Genomic DNA, 18,571 nt, shown 5'->3' with positions numbered 1-18,571 from the left:
GTGTTCCTCTTTTTGTATCAATTTGTATCACCAAGCATTTTCATAAGGAAGTTTGTTATTTCTTGAGAACTTTCTTTTTTTCCATGTGCAATCCAAGTTTGGCAGACACCAAAAAGTGCATGAGTTAGATAGATGCTACTATATTCTAATTCAGTGGTATTTAGATTCAGTTGCATAAATCGCTTTTGTAAATCTGTACTGAGCATGATATGAAGTTTATTTCGTAAGAAATTTTGGATTTCTTTAGTCCCATTTTCAGAAAGAAGGGCAGCCAGAAGTGGTTCTGACTCTAGATATTCAAAAACTTCTAAAATAGCGTCTCTTTTGTGATGAGCATGTTTTTGAAAAATATATTCAAATGTATGAAATAGCTTGCTTTGATAGTGCTCAATCATATCATACTTATCCTTATAGTGCGTATAGAAGCTGGAACGGCTAATTCTGGATTTTTCTGCTAACTTGACAGTAGAAATTTGATCAAATGGCTGTTCCATTAGTAATTGTACCATAGCATTTTCAATAGTTCGCTTTGTTTTTAAGCGTTTGTTACTTTCTTGCATATTTCCTCCTTGTAAACAAATTAGACTATATGTCTAAAAATGGATTTTTTATATTGTAATTTAGATTTTTTATTGTATAATCTATTATATCAAAATTTTAGACAATATGTTTAAAAAAGGAGAAACTATGTTTAAAGAATGGAAAGCAATTTTTAAAAAACCAACCTTTATTATTGTCATGATAGGGATTTCTCTTATTCCAGCTCTGTACAATATCATATTTTTGTCATCAATGTGGGATCCATATGGGCAATTGTCTGACTTACCTGTGGCAGTTGTCAATAATGATAAAGAGGCTTCCTATAATGGTAATAGCATGTCTATAGGAAAAGACATGGTGTCCAATTTAAAAGAAAATAAAACCTTGGATTTTCATTTTGTAGATGAAGAAGGTAAGAAGGGTTTAGAAAATGGCGATTACTATATGGTAGTGACTTTACCAAGTGATTTATCTGAAAAAGCAGCTTCTATTTTAATGGATTATCCAGAGCAAATGCAAATCGATTATCAGACTTCAAGTGGTCATAGTTTTATTGCCAGCAAGATGAGCGATTCTGCTATGACACAATTAAAGCAGAGTGTTTCTACCAATGTAACCGAGACCTATACTAAAGCTTTATTCAACAAAATGGTCTATTTAAAGGATGGTATGAGCCAAGCAGATTCTGGAAGTGAAAAACTAACTGATGTAGCGAATCAGTTAGTGGCAGGAAGTCAAACATTAACTACTAACCTACACTCTTTAGCAGCTTCAAGTTTAACATTTTCAAATGGAACGGAGCAGTTTACTAAAGGATTATCCTCTTATGTCTCTGGTGTTGAACAACTTCATCTTGGCTTAGGGAATTTTAATAGTGGTTTAGTTACATATACTGGTGCAGTGAGTCAATTAGATAGCGGATTAGGTCAATTATCTTCTAAAAGTCCTGAATTAGTAGGAGGAATCAATCAGTTATATTCTGGTGTAGAATCCTATACTGGCGGTGTTTCTCAGCTTAATGCTGGTCTTAATCAATTTTCATCTGGTGTTAGTGCCTACACCAATGGAGTGGGAAGTCTTGCAACAGGTGCTAATCAGTTATCTAATCAATCAGCTACACTTCGAATAGGGGTGGAGCAATTAAGTGAAGGGATTCAACAACTTTCTAGCAAGTTAGATGCTTCGTCTGGGAAAAAAGATCAAATTAATCAATTATCTTCTGGTCTGAATCAGTTAAATCAAGCCATTCAAAATATTGATGTTGGAGATACAAAACAATTAGATTCTGTTTTATCAAGTATAGTATCTCTTTCTAATCAAATGTTAGCAAGTGCTCAGTCTGCTAAAGCGACTACATTAGCCAATATTCAATCGACAGCAGCTTATCAATCTTTGACAAGTGAGCAACAAGCTGAAATAAGTGCTTCTGTATCTCAAAATTCGACTGATAGTATTCAATCAGCACAGTCAATTGTAGCTGTAGTTAAAGGTTTACAGGGAAGTTTAGAAAACTTACAAAATCAATCTTCTAATCTTGCGACTTTAAAAAATCAAGCTAATCAAGTATTACCGCTTGCTTCTACTTCTTTGACAAGATTGTCAAGTGGATTAACAGAGATACAAGGAGCTGTTACTAGCAAATTAGTTCCTGATAGTCAGTCGATTGCATCAGGTGTAAACGCATATACTACAGGTGTTGATAAAGTTTCTCAGGGAGCAAGTAAACTAAGTGAAAAAAATGCCACCTTGACAGGTAGTTTGGATCAACTAGTTTCAGGCTCAAACACCTTGACACAAAAATCTTCTAGCTTGACAGCAGGAGTTAGTCAATTAGTTGAAAAAACTCCAGAATTAGTATCTGGTATTGAAAAATTATCAACTGGCTCTAACCAATTGAATCAAAAGAGTCAAGAATTGATAGCAGGAGTTGATAAATTGCAGTCAGGATCTAGCCGACTAGCTGACAAATCCAGTCAGTTACTTTCAGGTGCTTCTCAATTAGAAAGTGGAGCTAATAAATTGGCAGATGGAGCTGGGAAATTAGCAGAAGGTGGAACAAAGTTAACTTCTGGATTGGAAGGTTTACAGACAGGAGTTGCTTCTTTAGGACAAGGACTAAGTAATGCTAGTGATCAACTCAAATCAGCATCTACGGAATCTCAAAATGCAGATATTTTGTCAAATCCACTCAATCTTTCCAAAACAGACAATGACCAAGTTCCTGTAAATGGAATTGCAATGGCTCCTTATATGATATCAGTTGCTCTCTTTGTTGCAGCAATATCAACGAATATGATCTTTGCGAAGCTGCCTTCAGGACGTCATCCAGAGAGCCGTTGGGCTTGGTTGAAATCTCGGGCTGAAATAAATGGTATTATAGCTGTTTTGGCAGGAATTTTGGTATATGGAGGAGTTCATCTTATTGGTCTAACGGCTAATCATGAGATGAGAACATTTATTCTCATTATCCTAACAAGTTTAGTATTCATGTCCATGGTGACCGCATTAACAACATGGAATAGCCGTATAGGAGCTTTCTTCTCACTTATTTTGCTTTTATTACAGTTAGCATCAAGTGCCGGTACTTATCCACTTGCCTTGACAAATGATTTCTTTAGAACTATTAGTCCTTGGTTACCAATGAGTTATTCAGTTTCGGGATTACGACAAACAATCTCTATGACAGGAAATATTCATCAGCAAGTCATTTTCCTAGATGCCATACTAGCTCTATTTACTGGTTTAGGTATGCTAGCCTATCAACCTAAGAAAATGGAAGAAGATTAAAAAAATCGACCGATTAATTGGTCGATTTTTTATGCCTTAGATGACTTTCGTCTGTGATTATAGGTTCCAAATAGTAAGAGAGAAGTAAAGGAACAAATTGCTCCAGTAATAAAACCATTGGGAATGAAGGAGAGTGTAATAGTTCCTTTCCCCTTGGGAACCTCAACTTTCATAAATCCAGTTTGAGCTTGTTTAATTTCTATTTTCTTACCATCTTGGTAGGCAGACCAACCTTTGTCATAAGGAATGGTGAAGAAAATGGACGTATCTTGTTTAACATCATATGTAGCAAAGACCTTGTTTTTAGAAGTTGATACTGTGACAGGTTGTTCTTTAATTTTTTGAATTGCCTCGGTGAATGTTTTGGTATCTAAACGGTAGAAGGTAGGAGATTCAAATGATACTTGTGAATTTCCAGGGAAACTAACATTGATATTGAAAGTTTTTTTCTCTTTTGTATAGCCTAGATTAAAGAAGGAGAAGATATTATCAGTTGTAAAAGTTTTCTTTTCTCCATTTACAAGGATGTCAACCTTTTTTTGTTTATCATTAGAAAAGTGAAGGTTTGTGAAAGAAAGATAAACTTGGCTGTTTTCTGGCACTTCAATTTGATACTGGATTGCTGCATCCTCATTTGAAGAACTTGTGACAATAATCAAATCATTAGTATTTTCTGTTTTGTCATAAGGGATTGTAGAAAAATAATCAAAATCGACGTTAGCAAGTTGATTTAAAAACGAGGCTTGATTATCTAAAGTATGTTCATTGAACTTGACATCATTGTAAACAGATTGACTAGCAAAGGCAATCGGAAGAGAGAATTGATTTTCATATAGGGTAAGATTATCTTTTTGATAGATATCTTTAAAACCATACTTATCACTAGGACTGTCTGAGATATTGTACTGGATACCAAATAAACTATCAGCCAAAATACTATTATTTGCATAGCGTAGATTGAGATTAGTCCCAGAGGATTTAAACCCAAGTTTATCCAAAGTAGAGCTTGCTGAACGATTTCGAACAGATGAAAATTGAGATATTCCATTGTAGTTGAATTTCATACTGTCATTTCCTGTTTGAGTCTCTAGTTTTTCAGTACGAGTAAATTGATTTCCAATATATGTTGAGAAAGATTTCATAGCTGGGATATCTCGATTATATGCACTTCGAGAAGCAAATCCCCATTCTTTAGCAATTCCGTCTATTTGAGATGAAGCATTTAAACTTATTTCAACCATTATAAATAAAGAGATTAGAATGGCAAATAGATTTACAGAGATAAACTTTTTGATAACTGCAAGGAGTAAAAGAGAATAGACAACTAAAAATTCAAGAGTCAGTAGAATATTCAAATCTGTTAAAAAAGAATAATGTGATTTTAGATAGATGGTAGCTAAAAATCCTGTTACTATAAGAAAAAGCGAAACTAAAAAATTCCAGATTTTAATTTCTTTCAGACGATTTAAGACTTCCGCTGCTGTGTAAATTAACAAGGTAGAGAAAATCCAAGAATAGCGATGTAAAAACATATTTGGAGTATGCATACCTTGCCAAAATAAGTCAAGAGCTTCTATGTAAAAGCTTGCAATTAGAAATGCAAAGAATATTACATATATGAGTTTCACGTGAAACTTAATAGATTTCAGCGTAAAAAATAAAATGGTCAAAATAAAGGGAAGTAGTCCAACAAAAATCATTGGGATGGCCCCATACTTTGTTGTGTCAAAGGAACCAATGAATTGCTTAGCAAAGAGATCAAGATACCAGCTACTTTCAGTTTGAAACTTTGTAACTTCAGTCAATTTTTCCCCATGTGTCTGTAAATCAAACAGAGTGGGAAGAGTCATAATCAAACTAGCCATACCAGCTAAAAAGGAGATAACTATGAAATCAAGAACAGATGATTTTCGAGTCTTAAAGTCCCACGAAATTTGACAGAGATACCAGAAAATAAGAAACAATACTGTCATATATCCAAAATAATAATTTTGAATAAATAAGATTGACAGACTTGTAAAGTACAATAGGAGTTTCTTTTCAGTTATCAGTAGATGTAAACCAGTTATAATTAAAGGAATCAAGATAAAAACATCTAGCCAGGTTTTTATCTCTAATTGACTGACAGTGAAACTCATCAGAGTATAGGAAGTAGATAAGGCTAGTTTTAAAGTCTGAGGGATAGATTGAAACAATTTATTCAAACTAAAAAAGGTTGACAGACCAATCAATCCAAATTTTAAGAGAGTGGTCAGATAGACAGCATCTGGCATATTCGTTAGATCAAAAAAGTAAACCAGAGGTGAAAGAAAACTACCCAAGTAATAACTAGATAGAGCATAGAAGTTTAGCCCTAGACCACTTGTAAAGGTGTAAAACAGACTACTATTTCCATGTAGGATATTTCTTAGAGCTATATCAAAAATAACGTATTGATGAAAGCCATCTCCTAATAGAGGAGATTTGTCGCTATTCCAGTAGATACCTTGAGATAGATATACTCCTATCATCATTACTACAGGAATGATGAAAGAAACAAAATAGATCCAATATGTTTTAAAAAATAATTTCATGTTACCTCATAAAATGTTAGAAAACTCAGCTGGTTAACCCAACTGAGTTTTGAATTTTTTTAGTCTTTCCAAAGTTCTTTAACTTTTGCTTGTACTTCTGCATTTTCTAGGAATTCATCATAGGTTTCATCGATACGGTCAATGACGCCATTTTTAGACAAGACAATGATATGGTTAGCTAGAGTTTGAATAAACTCGTGGTCATGGCTGGCAAAGATGATTGATTCTTTAAAGTTTTTCAATCCATCATTCAAGCTTGAGATAGATTCCAAGTCCAAGTGATTTGTTGGATCATCAAGTACAAGGACATTTGATTTTAAAAGCATGAGTTTTGAAAGCATGACACGAACTTTTTCTCCCCCTGATAAGACATTTACAGGTTTGTTAACTTCATCTCCAGAGAAGAGCATACGGCCGAGGAAACCACGTAGGAAAGTATTATCATCTTCTTCTTTACTTGCGAATTGACTCAACCAGTCAAGTATTGATTCTCCTCCTGCAAAATCAGCTGAGTTATCTTTTGGCAGATAAGATTGACTAGTGGTAACTCCCCACTTGACAGTTCCTTCATAGTCAATGTCCCCCATGATTGCACGAATCAATGCAGTCGTTTGGATGTCATTTTGACCAATAAGAGCTGTCTTATCACCTGGACGCAAGATAAAGCTGATATTATCTAAAATAGTCTCACCGTCAATCTTTACAGTTAGATTTTCTACTGTCAAGAGATCATTACCAATCTCACGTTCCGCTTTAAAGTTGATAAATGGATATTTACGACTAGATGGTACAATTTCTTCAAGTTCAATCTTATCAAGCATTTTCTTACGTGATGTTGCTTGTCTTGATTTAGAAGCATTAGCAGAGAAACGAGCAACGAACTCTTGCAATTGTTTAATTTTTTCTTCTGCTTTGGCATTACGGTCTGCTAGCAATTTAGCAGCGAGTTCAGAAGATTCCTTCCAGAAGTCATAGTTTCCGACATAGAGTTTGATTTTTCCAAAGTCAAGGTCGGCCATGTGAGTACATACTTTGTTTAAGAAGTGACGGTCGTGGGATACTACGATAACGGTGTTATCAAAGTCAATCAAGAAGTCTTCTAACCAAGTAATCGATTGGATATCCAAACCGTTGGTAGGCTCGTCCAAAAGAAGAACATCAGGTTTACCAAAAAGTGCTTTGGCGAGGAGAACTTTTACTTTCTCACCGTTGGCCAATTCGCTCATGTTTTGATAGTGCAATTCTTCTGGAATGTTTAGGTTTTGAAGTAGTTGAGAAGCTTCGCTTTCTGCTTCCCAACCTCCAAGCTCGGCAAACTCTCCTTCGAGTTCGGCAGCACGCACTCCATCCTCATCTGAGAAATCTTCCTTCATGTAGATGGCATCTTTCTCTTTCATGATGCTATAAAGTTTTTCATTTCCCATGATAACGACATCAATGGCACGTTCATCTTCATAGTCAAAGTGATTTTGACGAAGAACAGAGAGACGTTCATCTGGACCAAGAGAGATGTGACCAGTAGTAGGTTCGATATCTCCAGCTAAAATTTTTAAAAAGGTAGATTTTCCGGCACCATTAGCACCAATTAATCCGTAAGTATTTCCTTCTGTAAATTTGATATTGACATCATCAAAAAGTTTGCGATCACTAAAACGTAGTGAAACATCAGATACTGTAAGCAATGTTTTTCTCCTATATGTGTAATATATTTATTCTACTAGAAAATACGGAAATATTCAAATTTTTATCTGTCAATTTTGTGTAAATTAATTTTACAGCATACTTTACACAAATCCGTGAATAGTAAGGTTGATTTATTTTGATAAATTGCGGTTATTTCATTAAAAAAATGCTATAATTGAAGGGACTATATCGAAGGAGAACAAAATGACTAAACCCATTATTTTAACAGGAGACCGTCCAACAGGAAAATTGCATATTGGACATTATGTTGGAAGTCTCAAAAATCGAGTATTATTACAGGAAGAGGATAAGTATGATATGTTTGTGTTCTTGGCTGACCAACAAGCCTTGACAGATCATGCCAAAGATCCTCAAACCATTGTAGAGTCTATCGGAAATGTGGCTTTGGATTATCTTGCAGTTGGATTGGATCCAAGTAAATCAACTATCTTTATTCAAAGCCAGATTCCAGAGCTGGCTGAGTTGTCTATGTATTATATGAATCTGGTTTCATTAGCACGTCTGGAGCGTAATCCAACTGTCAAGACAGAAATTGCTCAGAAAGGATTTGGAGAAAGCATTCCGACAGGATTCTTGGTCTATCCAATAGCTCAAGCAGCTGACATCACAGCTTTCAAGGCTAACTATGTTCCTGTTGGGACAGATCAGAAACCAATGATTGAGCAAACTCGTGAAATTGTTCGTTCTTTTAACAATGCATATAACTGTGATGTCTTGGTAGAACCGGAAGGTATTTATCCAGAAAATGAGAGAGCAGGGCGTTTGCCTGGTTTAGATGGGAATGCTAAAATGTCTAAATCACTCAATAACGGTATTTATTTAGCTGATGATGCGGATACTTTGCGTAAAAAAGTAATGAGTATGTATACAGACCCAGATCATATCCGCGTTGAGGATCCAGGTAAAATTGAAGGAAATATGGTTTTCCATTATCTAGATGTTTTTGGTCGCCCAGAAGATGCTCAAGAAATTGCTGAAATGAAAGAACATTATCAACGAGGTGGTCTTGGTGATGTGAAGACCAAGCGTTATCTACTTGAAATATTAGAACGTGAACTGGGTCCTATTCGTGAGCGCCGTATCGAATTTGCTAAGGATATGGGAGAAGTTTATAATATGCTTCAAAAAGGTAGTGAAAGAGCGCGTGAAGTTGCAGGTCAAACCCTATCTGAGGTTAAAGGAGCAATGGGACTTCATTACTTTAACTAAGTTTATTTTACAAGAAACTATCATTTCTATCTCGAAGAAAAGATAGTTTTTTATTTACCCCTGTAACATTTGACAAATTTTTATAGAATGGTATGATAGATACAATATAAAAAGAGTCAAGCTCAAAAAGAAAGAAAAGAGGAAACTTCGAATGTCTAATTGGGACACTAAATTTTTGAAAAAAGGTTTTACCTTTGATGATGTATTACTTATTCCAGCTGAAAGTCATGTGTTGCCTAACGATGCAGATTTAACAACTAAATTGGCAGATAATCTGACTTTAAATATCCCAATTATTACCGCTGCCATGGACACAGTTACAGAGAGTCAAATGGCTATTGCTATTGCTCGTGCAGGCGGTCTCGGAGTTATCCATAAAAACATGTCAATTGCTCAACAAGCAGACGAGGTTCGTAAGGTAAAACGTTCTGAAAATGGAGTTATTATTGATCCGTTCTTCTTGACACCTGAACATACAATTGCTGAAGCAGATGAGCTTATGGGTCGTTACCGCATCAGTGGTGTTCCAGTTGTTGAAACACTTGAAAATCGTAAATTGGTTGGTATTTTGACAAACCGAGATCTTCGTTTTATTTCAGATTATAACCAACCAATCTCAAACCATATGACTAGTGAAAATCTTGTTACTGCTCCTGTGGGTACAGACCTTGCAACAGCTGAGAATATTCTTCAAGAACACCGTATTGAAAAACTTCCGTTGGTAGATGAAGAAGGTCGTCTTTCTGGCTTGATTACTATCAAAGATATTGAAAAAGTTATTGAGTTTCCAAATGCTGCTAAAGATGAGTTTGGTCGTCTTCTAGTTGCAGGTGCAGTAGGTGTTACTTCAGATACATTTGAACGTGCAGAGGCTCTTTTTGAGGCAGGAGCGGATGCGATTGTTATTGATACTGCACATGGTCATTCTGCAGGTGTCTTGCGTAAAATTGCTGAGATTCGTGCTCACTTCCCAGATCGTACTTTGATTGCTGGAAATATTGCTACTGCTGAAGGTGCACGTGCCCTTTATGAAGCAGGTGTAGATGTTGTCAAGGTTGGTATTGGCCCAGGTTCTATCTGTACTACTCGTGTGATTGCTGGTGTTGGTGTTCCGCAAGTAACAGCTATCTACGATGCTGCAGCTGTTGCGCGTGAATATGGTAAAACGATCATTGCTGACGGTGGAATCAAGTATTCTGGAGATATTGTAAAAGCCCTTGCTGCAGGTGGAAATGCAGTTATGCTTGGATCAATGTTTGCTGGAACTGATGAAGCTCCAGGCGAAACTGAAATCTTCCAAGGACGTAAGTTTAAGACTTACCGTGGTATGGGATCAATTGCTGCTATGAAGAAAGGTTCAAGCGATCGTTACTTCCAAGGTTCTGTCAATGAAGCAAACAAACTCGTTCCAGAAGGAATTGAAGGTCGTGTTGCTTATAAAGGAGCGGCAGCTGATATTGTCTTCCAAATGATTGGTGGTATTCGCTCTGGTATGGGTTACTGTGGTGCAGCTAACCTTAAAGAACTACACGATAATGCTCAATTTATTGAAATGTCTGGTGCTGGTTTGAAAGAGAGCCATCCTCATGATGTACAAATTACTAATGAGGCGCCAAATTATTCTATGTAAAAAACAATGAAAAGAACTCCCGTGAAAACAGGAGTTCTTTTACGATAGTGTCAATTTTAATTTACAGTAACTTTACCATCCTGAATAGTGAAGATACTTAGATTTTCTGGTAGATTTTGGAGATGATCTAAGCTTGTTGTTGTGATAAAGGTTTGGATTGAATGAGAAATCGTTTCTAATAATTTTAGTTGTCTAGTGTTGTCAAGTTCGCTCATAACATCGTCAAGTAGTAATATTGGAGATTCTGTAGTAATACTTTCCATTAACTCAATTTCTGCTAATTTTATAGAGAGGACGAGACTACGATGTTGACCTTGACTTCCAAAACTAGCATCCATCCCATTTATATAAAAAGAAATATCATCTCGATGAGGACCAACACCAGTATTCTTTTTAAATAAATCTCTGGATCTACTTTTTTCTAAAGCAATTTTGAAAGATTCGGATAAGTCTTCCTTGTCAGTTATCTTTACAGAAGATTGATAGGATATTGACAACTCTTCAATCTGATTAGAAAGTTCAAAATGTGTCTTACGACCAAAATGCTCTAGTTTTTTTATGAAATCTAAGCGGTGATTCATCACACGACATCCATAATCAACTAACTGATCATCCAACACTGAAAGGAAGGTTTCATCTATTGTTTGAGCTGATTTTAGATAAGTGTTTCTTTGTTTTAGGATGTGATTATAATTGGTTAAATCTGATAAATAGATTGGCTTAATTTGCCCAAGCTCCATATCAATAAATTTTCGTCGAACCGAAGGTGCTCCCTTAATTAGTTGTAAATCTTCAGGAGCAAATAAGACAACATTCATGTGTCCTACATAATCTGAAAGTCGTGCCTGTTTTAAGTGATTAACTTTTGTCACACGGCCTTTTTGTGTTAGTTCGATTTCTAGAGGAATGGATCCAGTTTTTTTCTGAACGAGACCTGAAAGATGAAGTTGTTCCTCATCAAAATGAATGAGATTTTTATCTGTTCGAGTTCGATGACTACGTGTTAAGGCTAAAAAATAGATAGCCTCTAACATATTTGTTTTTCCTTGTGCATTGCGTCCTAAAAAGATATTTAATTTAGGATTAAAGTCTATTTTCGTCTCTTTATAGTTACGAAAAGTCTTGAGAGATAGGTATTGTAGCCACATGATTATCTACCAGGGAATCGCGGAGCTTGTTTGCTTTTGGGTGATGAAGTAGGTTTTGATTTATCTTTTTTTACACCCTTATTCATCTCCTTAACAAGTTTAGCAATTCGTTCTTTTTCAACTTTATCAGCTTGGTATTCCTCTTGCTCCTCAGAAGTAGGTTGTGTCAACAAGATGTCAATATTCATGTCAGGGATGTCAACTTTATCACCAATACGAAGTTTTTTACCACGACGACTCTCTAATTCCCCATTAAAGTAAACAGAATGTTCAGAGAGAAAGGATTTGATAGCTCCTCCGCTATGTGTAATTCCAAGTTCTTTGAGTAGTGCTTGGAGGGTAATAAATTCTTCAAATAATTTGTATTCCATAATTCACCTCAATCTTTGGTATTATACCATATTTTCCTAAAAATAGTGAGAGAAATAGGGAGAAATGTAAGCGATTTTTATTTCAAAAGTGTTACAGAGAACAAGAAAATTTCAGGTTTTCGTGATATAATAGAAGTCTGTATATAAGGAGGTAAATCATGGAGTTAGTGCATGGAATTTCAACATATTTTATCCAATCAAAAAAGTTTAAAACGAACAAAATTACCGTGCGTTTTACAGCTCCATTATCTCTTGATACGATTGCAGGTCGCATGTTGAGTGCGAGTATGCTAGAAACTGCCAACCAGATGTACCCCACTTCTCAAGATTTGAGGAGACACTTGGCCAGTCTATACGGTACAGATATGTCAACCAATTGTTTCAGAAGAGGGCAAAGCCACATTATAGAATTGACATTTACCTATGTTCGTGATGAGTTTTTAAGTAGGAAAAACGTGCTAACCTCTCAGATTTTGGAACTTGTAAAAGAAACTCTTTTTTCACCCGTAGTAGTTGATAATGGGTTTGATCCGGCCTTATTTGAAATTGAGAAAAAACAATTGCTAGCAAGTTTAGCAGCTGATATGGATGATTCTTTTTATTTTGCACATAAAGAATTGGATAAATTGTTTTTTCATGATGAACGTCTTCAATTGGAATATAGTGATTTACGAAATCGTATTTTAGCTGAAACTCCACAAAGTTCTTATTCTTGTTTCCAAGAATTTTTAGCCAATGATCGAATAGATTTCTTTTTCCTAGGTGATTTTAATGAGGTTGAAACTCAAAATGTATTAGAATCATTTGGCTTTAAAGGTCGAAAAGGAGATGTGAAGGTTCAGTATTGTCAACCTTATTCCAATATCCTTCAGGAAGGTATGGTTCGGAAAAATGTGGGACAGTCTATTTTAGAGTTGGGATATTATTGCTCTGCTGAATATGGCGATGAGCAACATTTACCCATGATTGTAATGAATGGTTTACTTGGTGGATTTGCTCACTCTAAGCTCTTTACAAATGTCCGTGAAAATGCTGGATTAGCTTATACCATTTTAAGTCAACTCGATTTGTTTAGTGGATTCTTGAGAATGTATGCTGGTATCAATCGAGAAAATAGGAATCAGGCTCGAAAAATGATGAATAATCAATTACTTGATTTAAAAAAAGGTTATTTTACAGAGCTTGAGCTAGAGCAGACCAAGGAAATGATTCGTCGGTCTTTGTTGCTTTCTCAAGATAATCAAGGTTCATTGATTGAACGTGCTTATCAAAATGCCTTACTTGGGAAATCTTCAGCAGACTTTAAAAGTTGGATTGCAAAACTCGAGCAAGTTGACAAAGATGCTATTTGTAGAGCAGCTAATAATGTGAAACTACAGGCGATTTACTTTATGGAAGGAATAGAATGACAAAGGTTGTTTTTGAAGAAAAATACTATCCAGCTGTAAAAGAAATGATTTATCGAACTCGTTTGGCCAACGGATTGACAGTTGCTCTTTTGCCTAAAAAGGAATTTAAAGAGGTTTACGGGAGTGTAACTGTACAATTTGGTTCGGTAGATACGCTTGTCACAGAAGTTGACGGAGATGTAAAAGAATATCCTGCGGGAATTGCTCATTTTCTTGAACATAAATTATTTGAGAGAGAAGATTCTAGCGATTTGATGTCGGCTTTTACGAGTCTAGGTGCAGATAGTAATGCCTTTACAAGCTTTACAAAAACAAGCTATCTTTTTTCAGCAACGGATCATTTTTTAGAAAATTTAGATTTACTTGATGAATTGGTAACATCAGCACATTTTACTGAAGATTCCATTTTAAGAGAGCAGGATATTATTCAGCAAGAACGAGAAATGTATCAAGATGATCCAGATTCGTGTTTATTCTTTTCAACCTTAGCGAATTTGTATCCAGGTACACCTTTAGCGACGGATATAGTTGGAAGTGAGGAGTCCATTTCCCAAATAAATCTAACTAATTTGCAAGAAAATTTTGCAAGATTTTACAAACCTGTAAACATGTCTCTGTTTTTAGTTGGTGATTTTGATGTGGAGCGAGTACAGGACTATTTTGAAAGCAAAGAACTGAAAGATTCAGATTTTCAGGAAGTAGCAAGAGAAAAGTTGTTTTTACAGCCTGTAAAGCCAACAGATAGTATGAGAATAGAAGTATCTTCTCCCAAACTAGCGATTGGAGTTAGAGGTAAGCGAGAAGTTTCTGAAGCGGATTGCTATCGACATCATATTTTATTAAAATTATTGTTTGCAATGATGTTTGGTTGGACTTCGGATCGTTTTCAAAAATGTTATGAATCAGGTAAAATTGATGCGTCCTTATCTCTTGAAATTGAAGTAACAAGTCGTTTTCATTTTGTTATGTTGACAATGGATACGAAAGAGCCAGTTGCTTTATCCCATCAATTTAGGAAGGCCATTCGTAATTTTACAAAGGATTTAGATATTACAGAGGATCATTTAGATATTATCAAAAGAGAGATGTTTGGAGAATTTTTCAGTAGCATGAACTCTCTTGAATTTATTGCAACGCAATATGATGCTTTTGAAAATGGTGAGACAATTTTTGATTTGCCGAAAATTTTACAGGAAATTACTTTAGAGGATGTCCTTGATGCTGGACATCATTTAATAGATGATGGTGACATAGTTGATTTTACAATATTCCCATCGTAGTAACCTATTATAATAGACACTAGAAAGAAGGGATGACAAGTATGAGAAAAAAAACAATTGGAGAGGTTTTACGATTAGCTAGAATCAATCAGGGATTGAGTTTAGATGAATTGCAGAAAAAGACAGAAATCCAGTTAGATATGTTGGAAGCAATGGAAGCAGATGATTTCGATCAACTTCCAAGTCCTTTTTACACACGTTCTTTCTTGAGAAAATATGCATGGGCTGTTGAGTTAGATGACCAAATTGTCTTGGATGCTTATGATTCTGGGAGTATGATTACTTATGAGGAAGTAGATGTTGATGAAGACGAGTTGACAGGGCGCAGACGTTCAAGTAAGAAAAATAAGAAAAAACCATCCTTTTTACCTTTATTTTATTTTATCCTTTTTGCCTTATCTATTTTAATTTTTGTGACCTATTATGTTTGGAACTATATTCAAACTCAACCAGAGGGGCCTTCTCTTTCTAATTACAGTGTGGTTCAATCAACAAGTTCAATAAGTTCAACTAGCTCTGTTCCCCACTCCTCAAGTAGTAGTTCATCTAGCAGTTCTTCTAGTATAGAATCAGCTATAAGTGTATCAGGTGAAGGAAATCATGTAGAAATCGCTTATAAGACAAGTAAGGAAACAGTTAAATTGCAATTGGCAGTTTCAGATGTTACAAGTTGGGTCAGCGTTTCAGAAAGCGAACTTGAGGGCGGTGTAACCTTATCGCCAGAGAAGAAAAGTGCAGAAGCAACAGTTGCAACTAAAAGTCCTGTAACAATTACCTTAGGTGTTGTAAAAGGTGTTGCTTTGACAGTAGATAATCAGACTGTTGATTTATCGAAATTAACAGCTCAGACTGGACAAATCACTGTAACCTTTACTAAAAATTAAGGAAAAACGAATGAAAAAAGAACAAATTCCCAATCTTTTAACAATAGGTCGAATTCTCTTTATACCTATTTTTATCTTTATTTTAACGATAGGAAATTCGATAGAGAGTCATATAGTGGCAGCTATTATCTTTGCTATTGCTAGTATTACAGATTATTTAGATGGATATTTAGCTCGTAAATGGAATGTGGTCAGTAATTTTGGTAAATTTGCAGATCCTATGGCGGATAAGTTACTAGTTATGTCGGCTTTTATTATGCTGATTGAGTTAGGTATGGCTCCAGCTTGGATTGTTGCAGTGATCATCTGTCGTGAGTTGGCTGTGACAGGTTTAAGGCTTTTATTGGTTGAAACTGGTGGAACAGTTTTAGCAGCAGCAATGCCTGGAAAAATTAAAACTTTTAGTCAGATGTTTGCCATTATTTTCTTGCTATTACATTGGACTTTGCTTGGTCAAGTTCTACTTTATGTGGCCTTGTTTTTCACTATCTACTCTGGCTATGATTATTTCAAGGGTAGTGCCTATGTATTTAAAGGGACATTTGGTTCGAAATGAAATCAATAATTGATGTAAAAAATCTTTCTTTTCGTTATAAGGAAAGTCAAGAATACTATGATGTGAAGGATATTACGTTTCACGTGAAACGTGGAGAATGGCTTTCGATTGTAGGGCATAATGGTAGTGGTAAATCAACGACGGTTCGATTAATTGATGGCTTACTGGAAGCAGAATCTGGAGAGATTGTAATAGATGGTCAACGGTTGACTGAGGAAAATGTTTGGAAAATACGTCGTCAAATCGGTATGGTTTTTCAAAATCCAGACAATCAATTTGTTGGAGCGACTGTTGAAGATGATGTAGCCTTTGGTTTGGAAAATCAGGGTCTTTCTCGTCAAGAAATGAAAAAGAGAGTGGAGGAAGCTCTAGATTTGGTTGGCATGTTGGACTTTAAAAAGAGAGAGCCGGCGCGTCTATCAGGTGGCCAAAAACAACGTGTGGCCATTGCAGGTGTTGTAGCCCTAAGACCAGCTATTTTAATCTTAGATGAAGCAACGAGTATGTTGGACCCTGAGGGGCGTAGAGAACTGATTGAGACAGTACAGGGAATTCGGAAAGACTATGATATGACGGTCATTTCTATTACCCATGATTTGGAAGAAGTTGCCATGAGTGACCGCGTATTGGTCATGAAAAAAGGGGAAATTGAATCAACTAGTAGCCCAAGAGAACTTTTCTCTCGAAATGATTTAGATCAAATTGGATTAGACGATCCTTTTGCCAATCAAGTAAAATATTCTTTGAGCCAGAATGGCTATGATTTACCTGAAAATTATTTGACAGAAAGTGAGCTAGAGGATAAATTATGGGAATTGCTCTAGAAAATGTGAGTTTTACATATCAAGAAGGGACTCCCTTAGCTTCAACAGCTTTGTCGGATGTTTCTTTGACGATTGAAGATGGTTCTTATACGGCTTTAATTGGGCACACAGGTAGTGGTAAATCAACTATTTTACAACTCTTAAATGGTTTATTGGTGCCAAGTCAAGGGAGTGTGAGGGTTTTTGATACCTTAATCACCTCGACTTCTAAAAATAAAGATATTCGTCAAATTAGAAAACAGGTTGGCTTGGTATTTCAGTTTGCTGAAAATCAGATTTTTGAAGAAACGGTTTTGAAAGACGTTGCTTTTGGACCGCAAAATTTTGGAGTTTCTGAGGAAGATGCGGAGCAGATTGCGCGTGAGAAACTGGCTTTGGTTGGAATTGATGAATCACTTTTTAATCGTAGTCCGTTTGAGTTGTCTGGTGGACAAATGAGACGTGTCGCCATTGCAGGCATACTTGCCATGGAACCAGCTATATTAGTCTTAGATGAGCCAACAGCTGGTCTAGATCCTCTAGGGAGAAAAGAGTTGATGACCCTGTTCAGAAAACTCCACCAGTCAGGGATGACTATCGTCTTGGTAACACATTTGATGGATGATGTTGCTGAACATGCGAATCAAGTCTATGTGATGGAAAAGGGACGTCTAGTTAAGGGTGGTAAGCCAAGTGATGTCTTTCAAGATGTTGTCTTTATGGAAGAAGTGCAGTTGGGAGTACCTAAAATTACGGCCTTTTGTAAACGATTGGCTGATAGAGGCGTGTCATTTAAACGATTACCGATTAAGATAGAGGAGTTCAAGGAGTCGCTAAATGGATAGTATGATTTTAGGGCGTTATATCCCAGGGGATTCGATTGTTCACCGATTGGATCCACGTAGCAAATTGCTTGCTATGATGCTACTGATTTTGATTGTGTTTTGGGCTAATAACCCCTTGACGAATCTGATTCTTTTTATAGCGACAGGGATATTTATTGCCTTGTCAGGAGTATCTCTTTCATTTTTTATTCAGGGCTTGAAGTCTATGTTTTTCTTGATTGCCTTCACAACTATTTTTCAACTATTTTTCATTTCTAATGGGAATGTTTTATTTGAGTTTTCGTTTGTGAGAATCACGGATTATGCTTTGCAACAAGCTGGAATTATTTTTTGTCGTTTTGTATTGATTATTTTCTTTTCAACTTTGTTAACCTTAACGACCATGCCCTTAAGTTTAGCATCAGCTGTCGAAGCTTTGTTAGCGCCTTTAAAGCGTGTGAAAGTTCCAGTTCATGAAATTGGATTGATGCTGTCCATGAGTCTACGTTTTGTCCCAACATTAATGGATGATACGACGCGGATTATGAATGCGCAGAAAGCGCGTGGAGTGGATTTTGGTGAAGGAAGCATTGTTCAAAAAGTAAAGGCGATGATTCCCATTTTGATTCCTCTTTTTGCAACAAGTTTAAAACGTGCGGATTCCTTGGCTATCGCTATGGAAGCGCGTGGTTATCAGGGTGGAAAAGGCAGAAGTCAATACCGACAATTGAAATGGACTCTAAAGGATACGCTGACCATTCTTGTTATTATCGTACTTGGTTGTTGCTTATTTTTCTTAAAATCTTAGTAGCTTTCAGGAATTGATAAAAAAGTTACTGTAACAGTTCTTGAT

The 18,571-nt window shown here is 35.9% G+C and carries 15 protein-coding genes; 10 read left to right on the top strand and 5 right to left on the bottom strand.

From position 1 onward, the window contains the following. Nucleotides 1-17 precede the first annotated feature (17 nt). Nucleotides 18-560: a TetR-like C-terminal domain-containing protein gene (locus HT715_RS04905; protein ID WP_001158278.1), complete on the bottom strand. Its 543-nt coding sequence runs from the start codon at nucleotides 558-560 to the stop codon at nucleotides 18-20. 127 nt (nucleotides 561-687) lie between these two features. Here HT715_RS04905 and HT715_RS04900 point away from each other — a divergent pair, with 127 nt between their 5' ends. Further along, nucleotides 688-3,327: a YhgE/Pip domain-containing protein gene (locus HT715_RS04900; RefSeq protein ID WP_172922844.1), complete on the top strand. Its 2,640-nt coding sequence runs from the start codon at nucleotides 688-690 to the stop codon at nucleotides 3,325-3,327. Nucleotides 3,328-3,356: 29 nt separating this feature from the next. On the opposite strand, the gene HT715_RS04895 is transcribed toward HT715_RS04900, so the two are convergent. Both HT715_RS04895 and HT715_RS04890 read right to left on the bottom strand, forming a co-directional pair. Next, entirely contained in the window at nucleotides 3,357-5,900 is a 2,544-nt protein-coding gene (locus HT715_RS04895; protein WP_172922843.1) for a YfhO family protein, read from the bottom strand. 59 nt (nucleotides 5,901-5,959) lie between these two features. Beyond that, a complete protein-coding gene (locus HT715_RS04890) occupies nucleotides 5,960-7,582 on the bottom strand; it encodes an ATP-binding cassette domain-containing protein (protein WP_138707175.1) in 1,623 nt (540 codons plus the stop codon). A 205-nt stretch (nucleotides 7,583-7,787) separates the two neighbouring features. Between HT715_RS04890 and trpS the strand changes: the two genes are divergently transcribed. Further along, nucleotides 7,788-8,813, top strand: a complete 1,026-nt coding sequence (gene trpS, locus HT715_RS04885; RefSeq protein WP_000165458.1) for a tryptophan--tRNA ligase — start codon at nucleotides 7,788-7,790, stop codon at nucleotides 8,811-8,813. 151 nt (nucleotides 8,814-8,964) lie between these two features. Next, nucleotides 8,965-10,443: an IMP dehydrogenase gene (gene guaB, locus HT715_RS04880; protein ID WP_000073412.1), complete on the top strand. Its 1,479-nt coding sequence runs from the start codon at nucleotides 8,965-8,967 to the stop codon at nucleotides 10,441-10,443. A gap of 56 nt (nucleotides 10,444-10,499) precedes the next feature. Here guaB and recF read toward each other — a convergent pair whose 3' ends face one another. Together recF and yaaA are read right to left on the bottom strand one after the other, a co-directional pair. Continuing rightward, on the bottom strand, nucleotides 10,500-11,591 hold the full coding sequence (gene recF, locus HT715_RS04875; protein WP_119941843.1) for a DNA replication/repair protein RecF: 1,092 nt from the start codon (nucleotides 11,589-11,591) through the stop codon (nucleotides 10,500-10,502). Nucleotides 11,592-11,593: 2 nt separating this feature from the next. Then, nucleotides 11,594-11,962: a S4 domain-containing protein YaaA gene (yaaA, locus tag HT715_RS04870; RefSeq protein WP_049487626.1), complete on the bottom strand. Its 369-nt coding sequence runs from the start codon at nucleotides 11,960-11,962 to the stop codon at nucleotides 11,594-11,596. A 158-nt stretch (nucleotides 11,963-12,120) separates the two neighbouring features. On the opposite strand from yaaA, the gene HT715_RS04865 reads away from it, so the two are divergent. Genes HT715_RS04865 through HT715_RS04835 form a run of 7 tightly spaced genes read left to right on the top strand, consistent with a single transcriptional unit; the run spans nucleotide 12,121 to nucleotide 18,526 of the window. Continuing rightward, a complete protein-coding gene (locus tag HT715_RS04865) occupies nucleotides 12,121-13,371 on the top strand; it encodes a pitrilysin family protein (protein WP_119941841.1) in 1,251 nt (416 codons plus the stop codon). After that, entirely contained in the window at nucleotides 13,368-14,651 is a 1,284-nt protein-coding gene (locus tag HT715_RS04860) for a pitrilysin family protein (RefSeq protein ID WP_119941839.1), read from the top strand. The genes HT715_RS04865 and HT715_RS04860 overlap by 4 nt, the downstream gene beginning before the upstream one ends. A gap of 41 nt (nucleotides 14,652-14,692) precedes the next feature. Beyond that, a complete protein-coding gene (gene rodZ / locus HT715_RS04855; protein WP_023936269.1) occupies nucleotides 14,693-15,535 on the top strand; it encodes a cytoskeleton protein RodZ in 843 nt (280 codons plus the stop codon). A 10-nt stretch (nucleotides 15,536-15,545) separates the two neighbouring features. Next, complete coding sequence (pgsA, locus tag HT715_RS04850) at nucleotides 15,546-16,091, top strand: CDP-diacylglycerol--glycerol-3-phosphate 3-phosphatidyltransferase (protein WP_000712127.1); 546 nt, start codon at nucleotides 15,546-15,548, stop codon at nucleotides 16,089-16,091. Beyond that, entirely contained in the window at nucleotides 16,088-16,915 is an 828-nt protein-coding gene (locus HT715_RS04845) for an energy-coupling factor ABC transporter ATP-binding protein (protein WP_000835726.1), read from the top strand. The genes pgsA and HT715_RS04845 overlap by 4 nt, the downstream gene beginning before the upstream one ends. Beyond that, complete coding sequence (locus HT715_RS04840; protein WP_023936271.1) at nucleotides 16,900-17,739, top strand: energy-coupling factor transporter ATPase; 840 nt, start codon at nucleotides 16,900-16,902, stop codon at nucleotides 17,737-17,739. The genes HT715_RS04845 and HT715_RS04840 overlap by 16 nt, the downstream gene beginning before the upstream one ends. Then, nucleotides 17,732-18,526: an energy-coupling factor transporter transmembrane protein EcfT gene (locus HT715_RS04835; protein WP_023936273.1), complete on the top strand. Its 795-nt coding sequence runs from the start codon at nucleotides 17,732-17,734 to the stop codon at nucleotides 18,524-18,526. Before HT715_RS04840 ends, HT715_RS04835 begins: the two co-directional genes overlap by 8 nt. The last annotated feature ends 45 nt before the right edge of the window (nucleotides 18,527-18,571 follow it).

The sequence above is a fragment of the Streptococcus sp. 4155 genome (assembly GCF_013276695.1).
In the GTDB taxonomy this organism is placed as follows: Bacteria; Bacillota; Bacilli; order Lactobacillales; family Streptococcaceae; genus Streptococcus; species Streptococcus pseudopneumoniae.
This window is presented reverse-complemented; position numbering and strand designations above follow the sequence as displayed.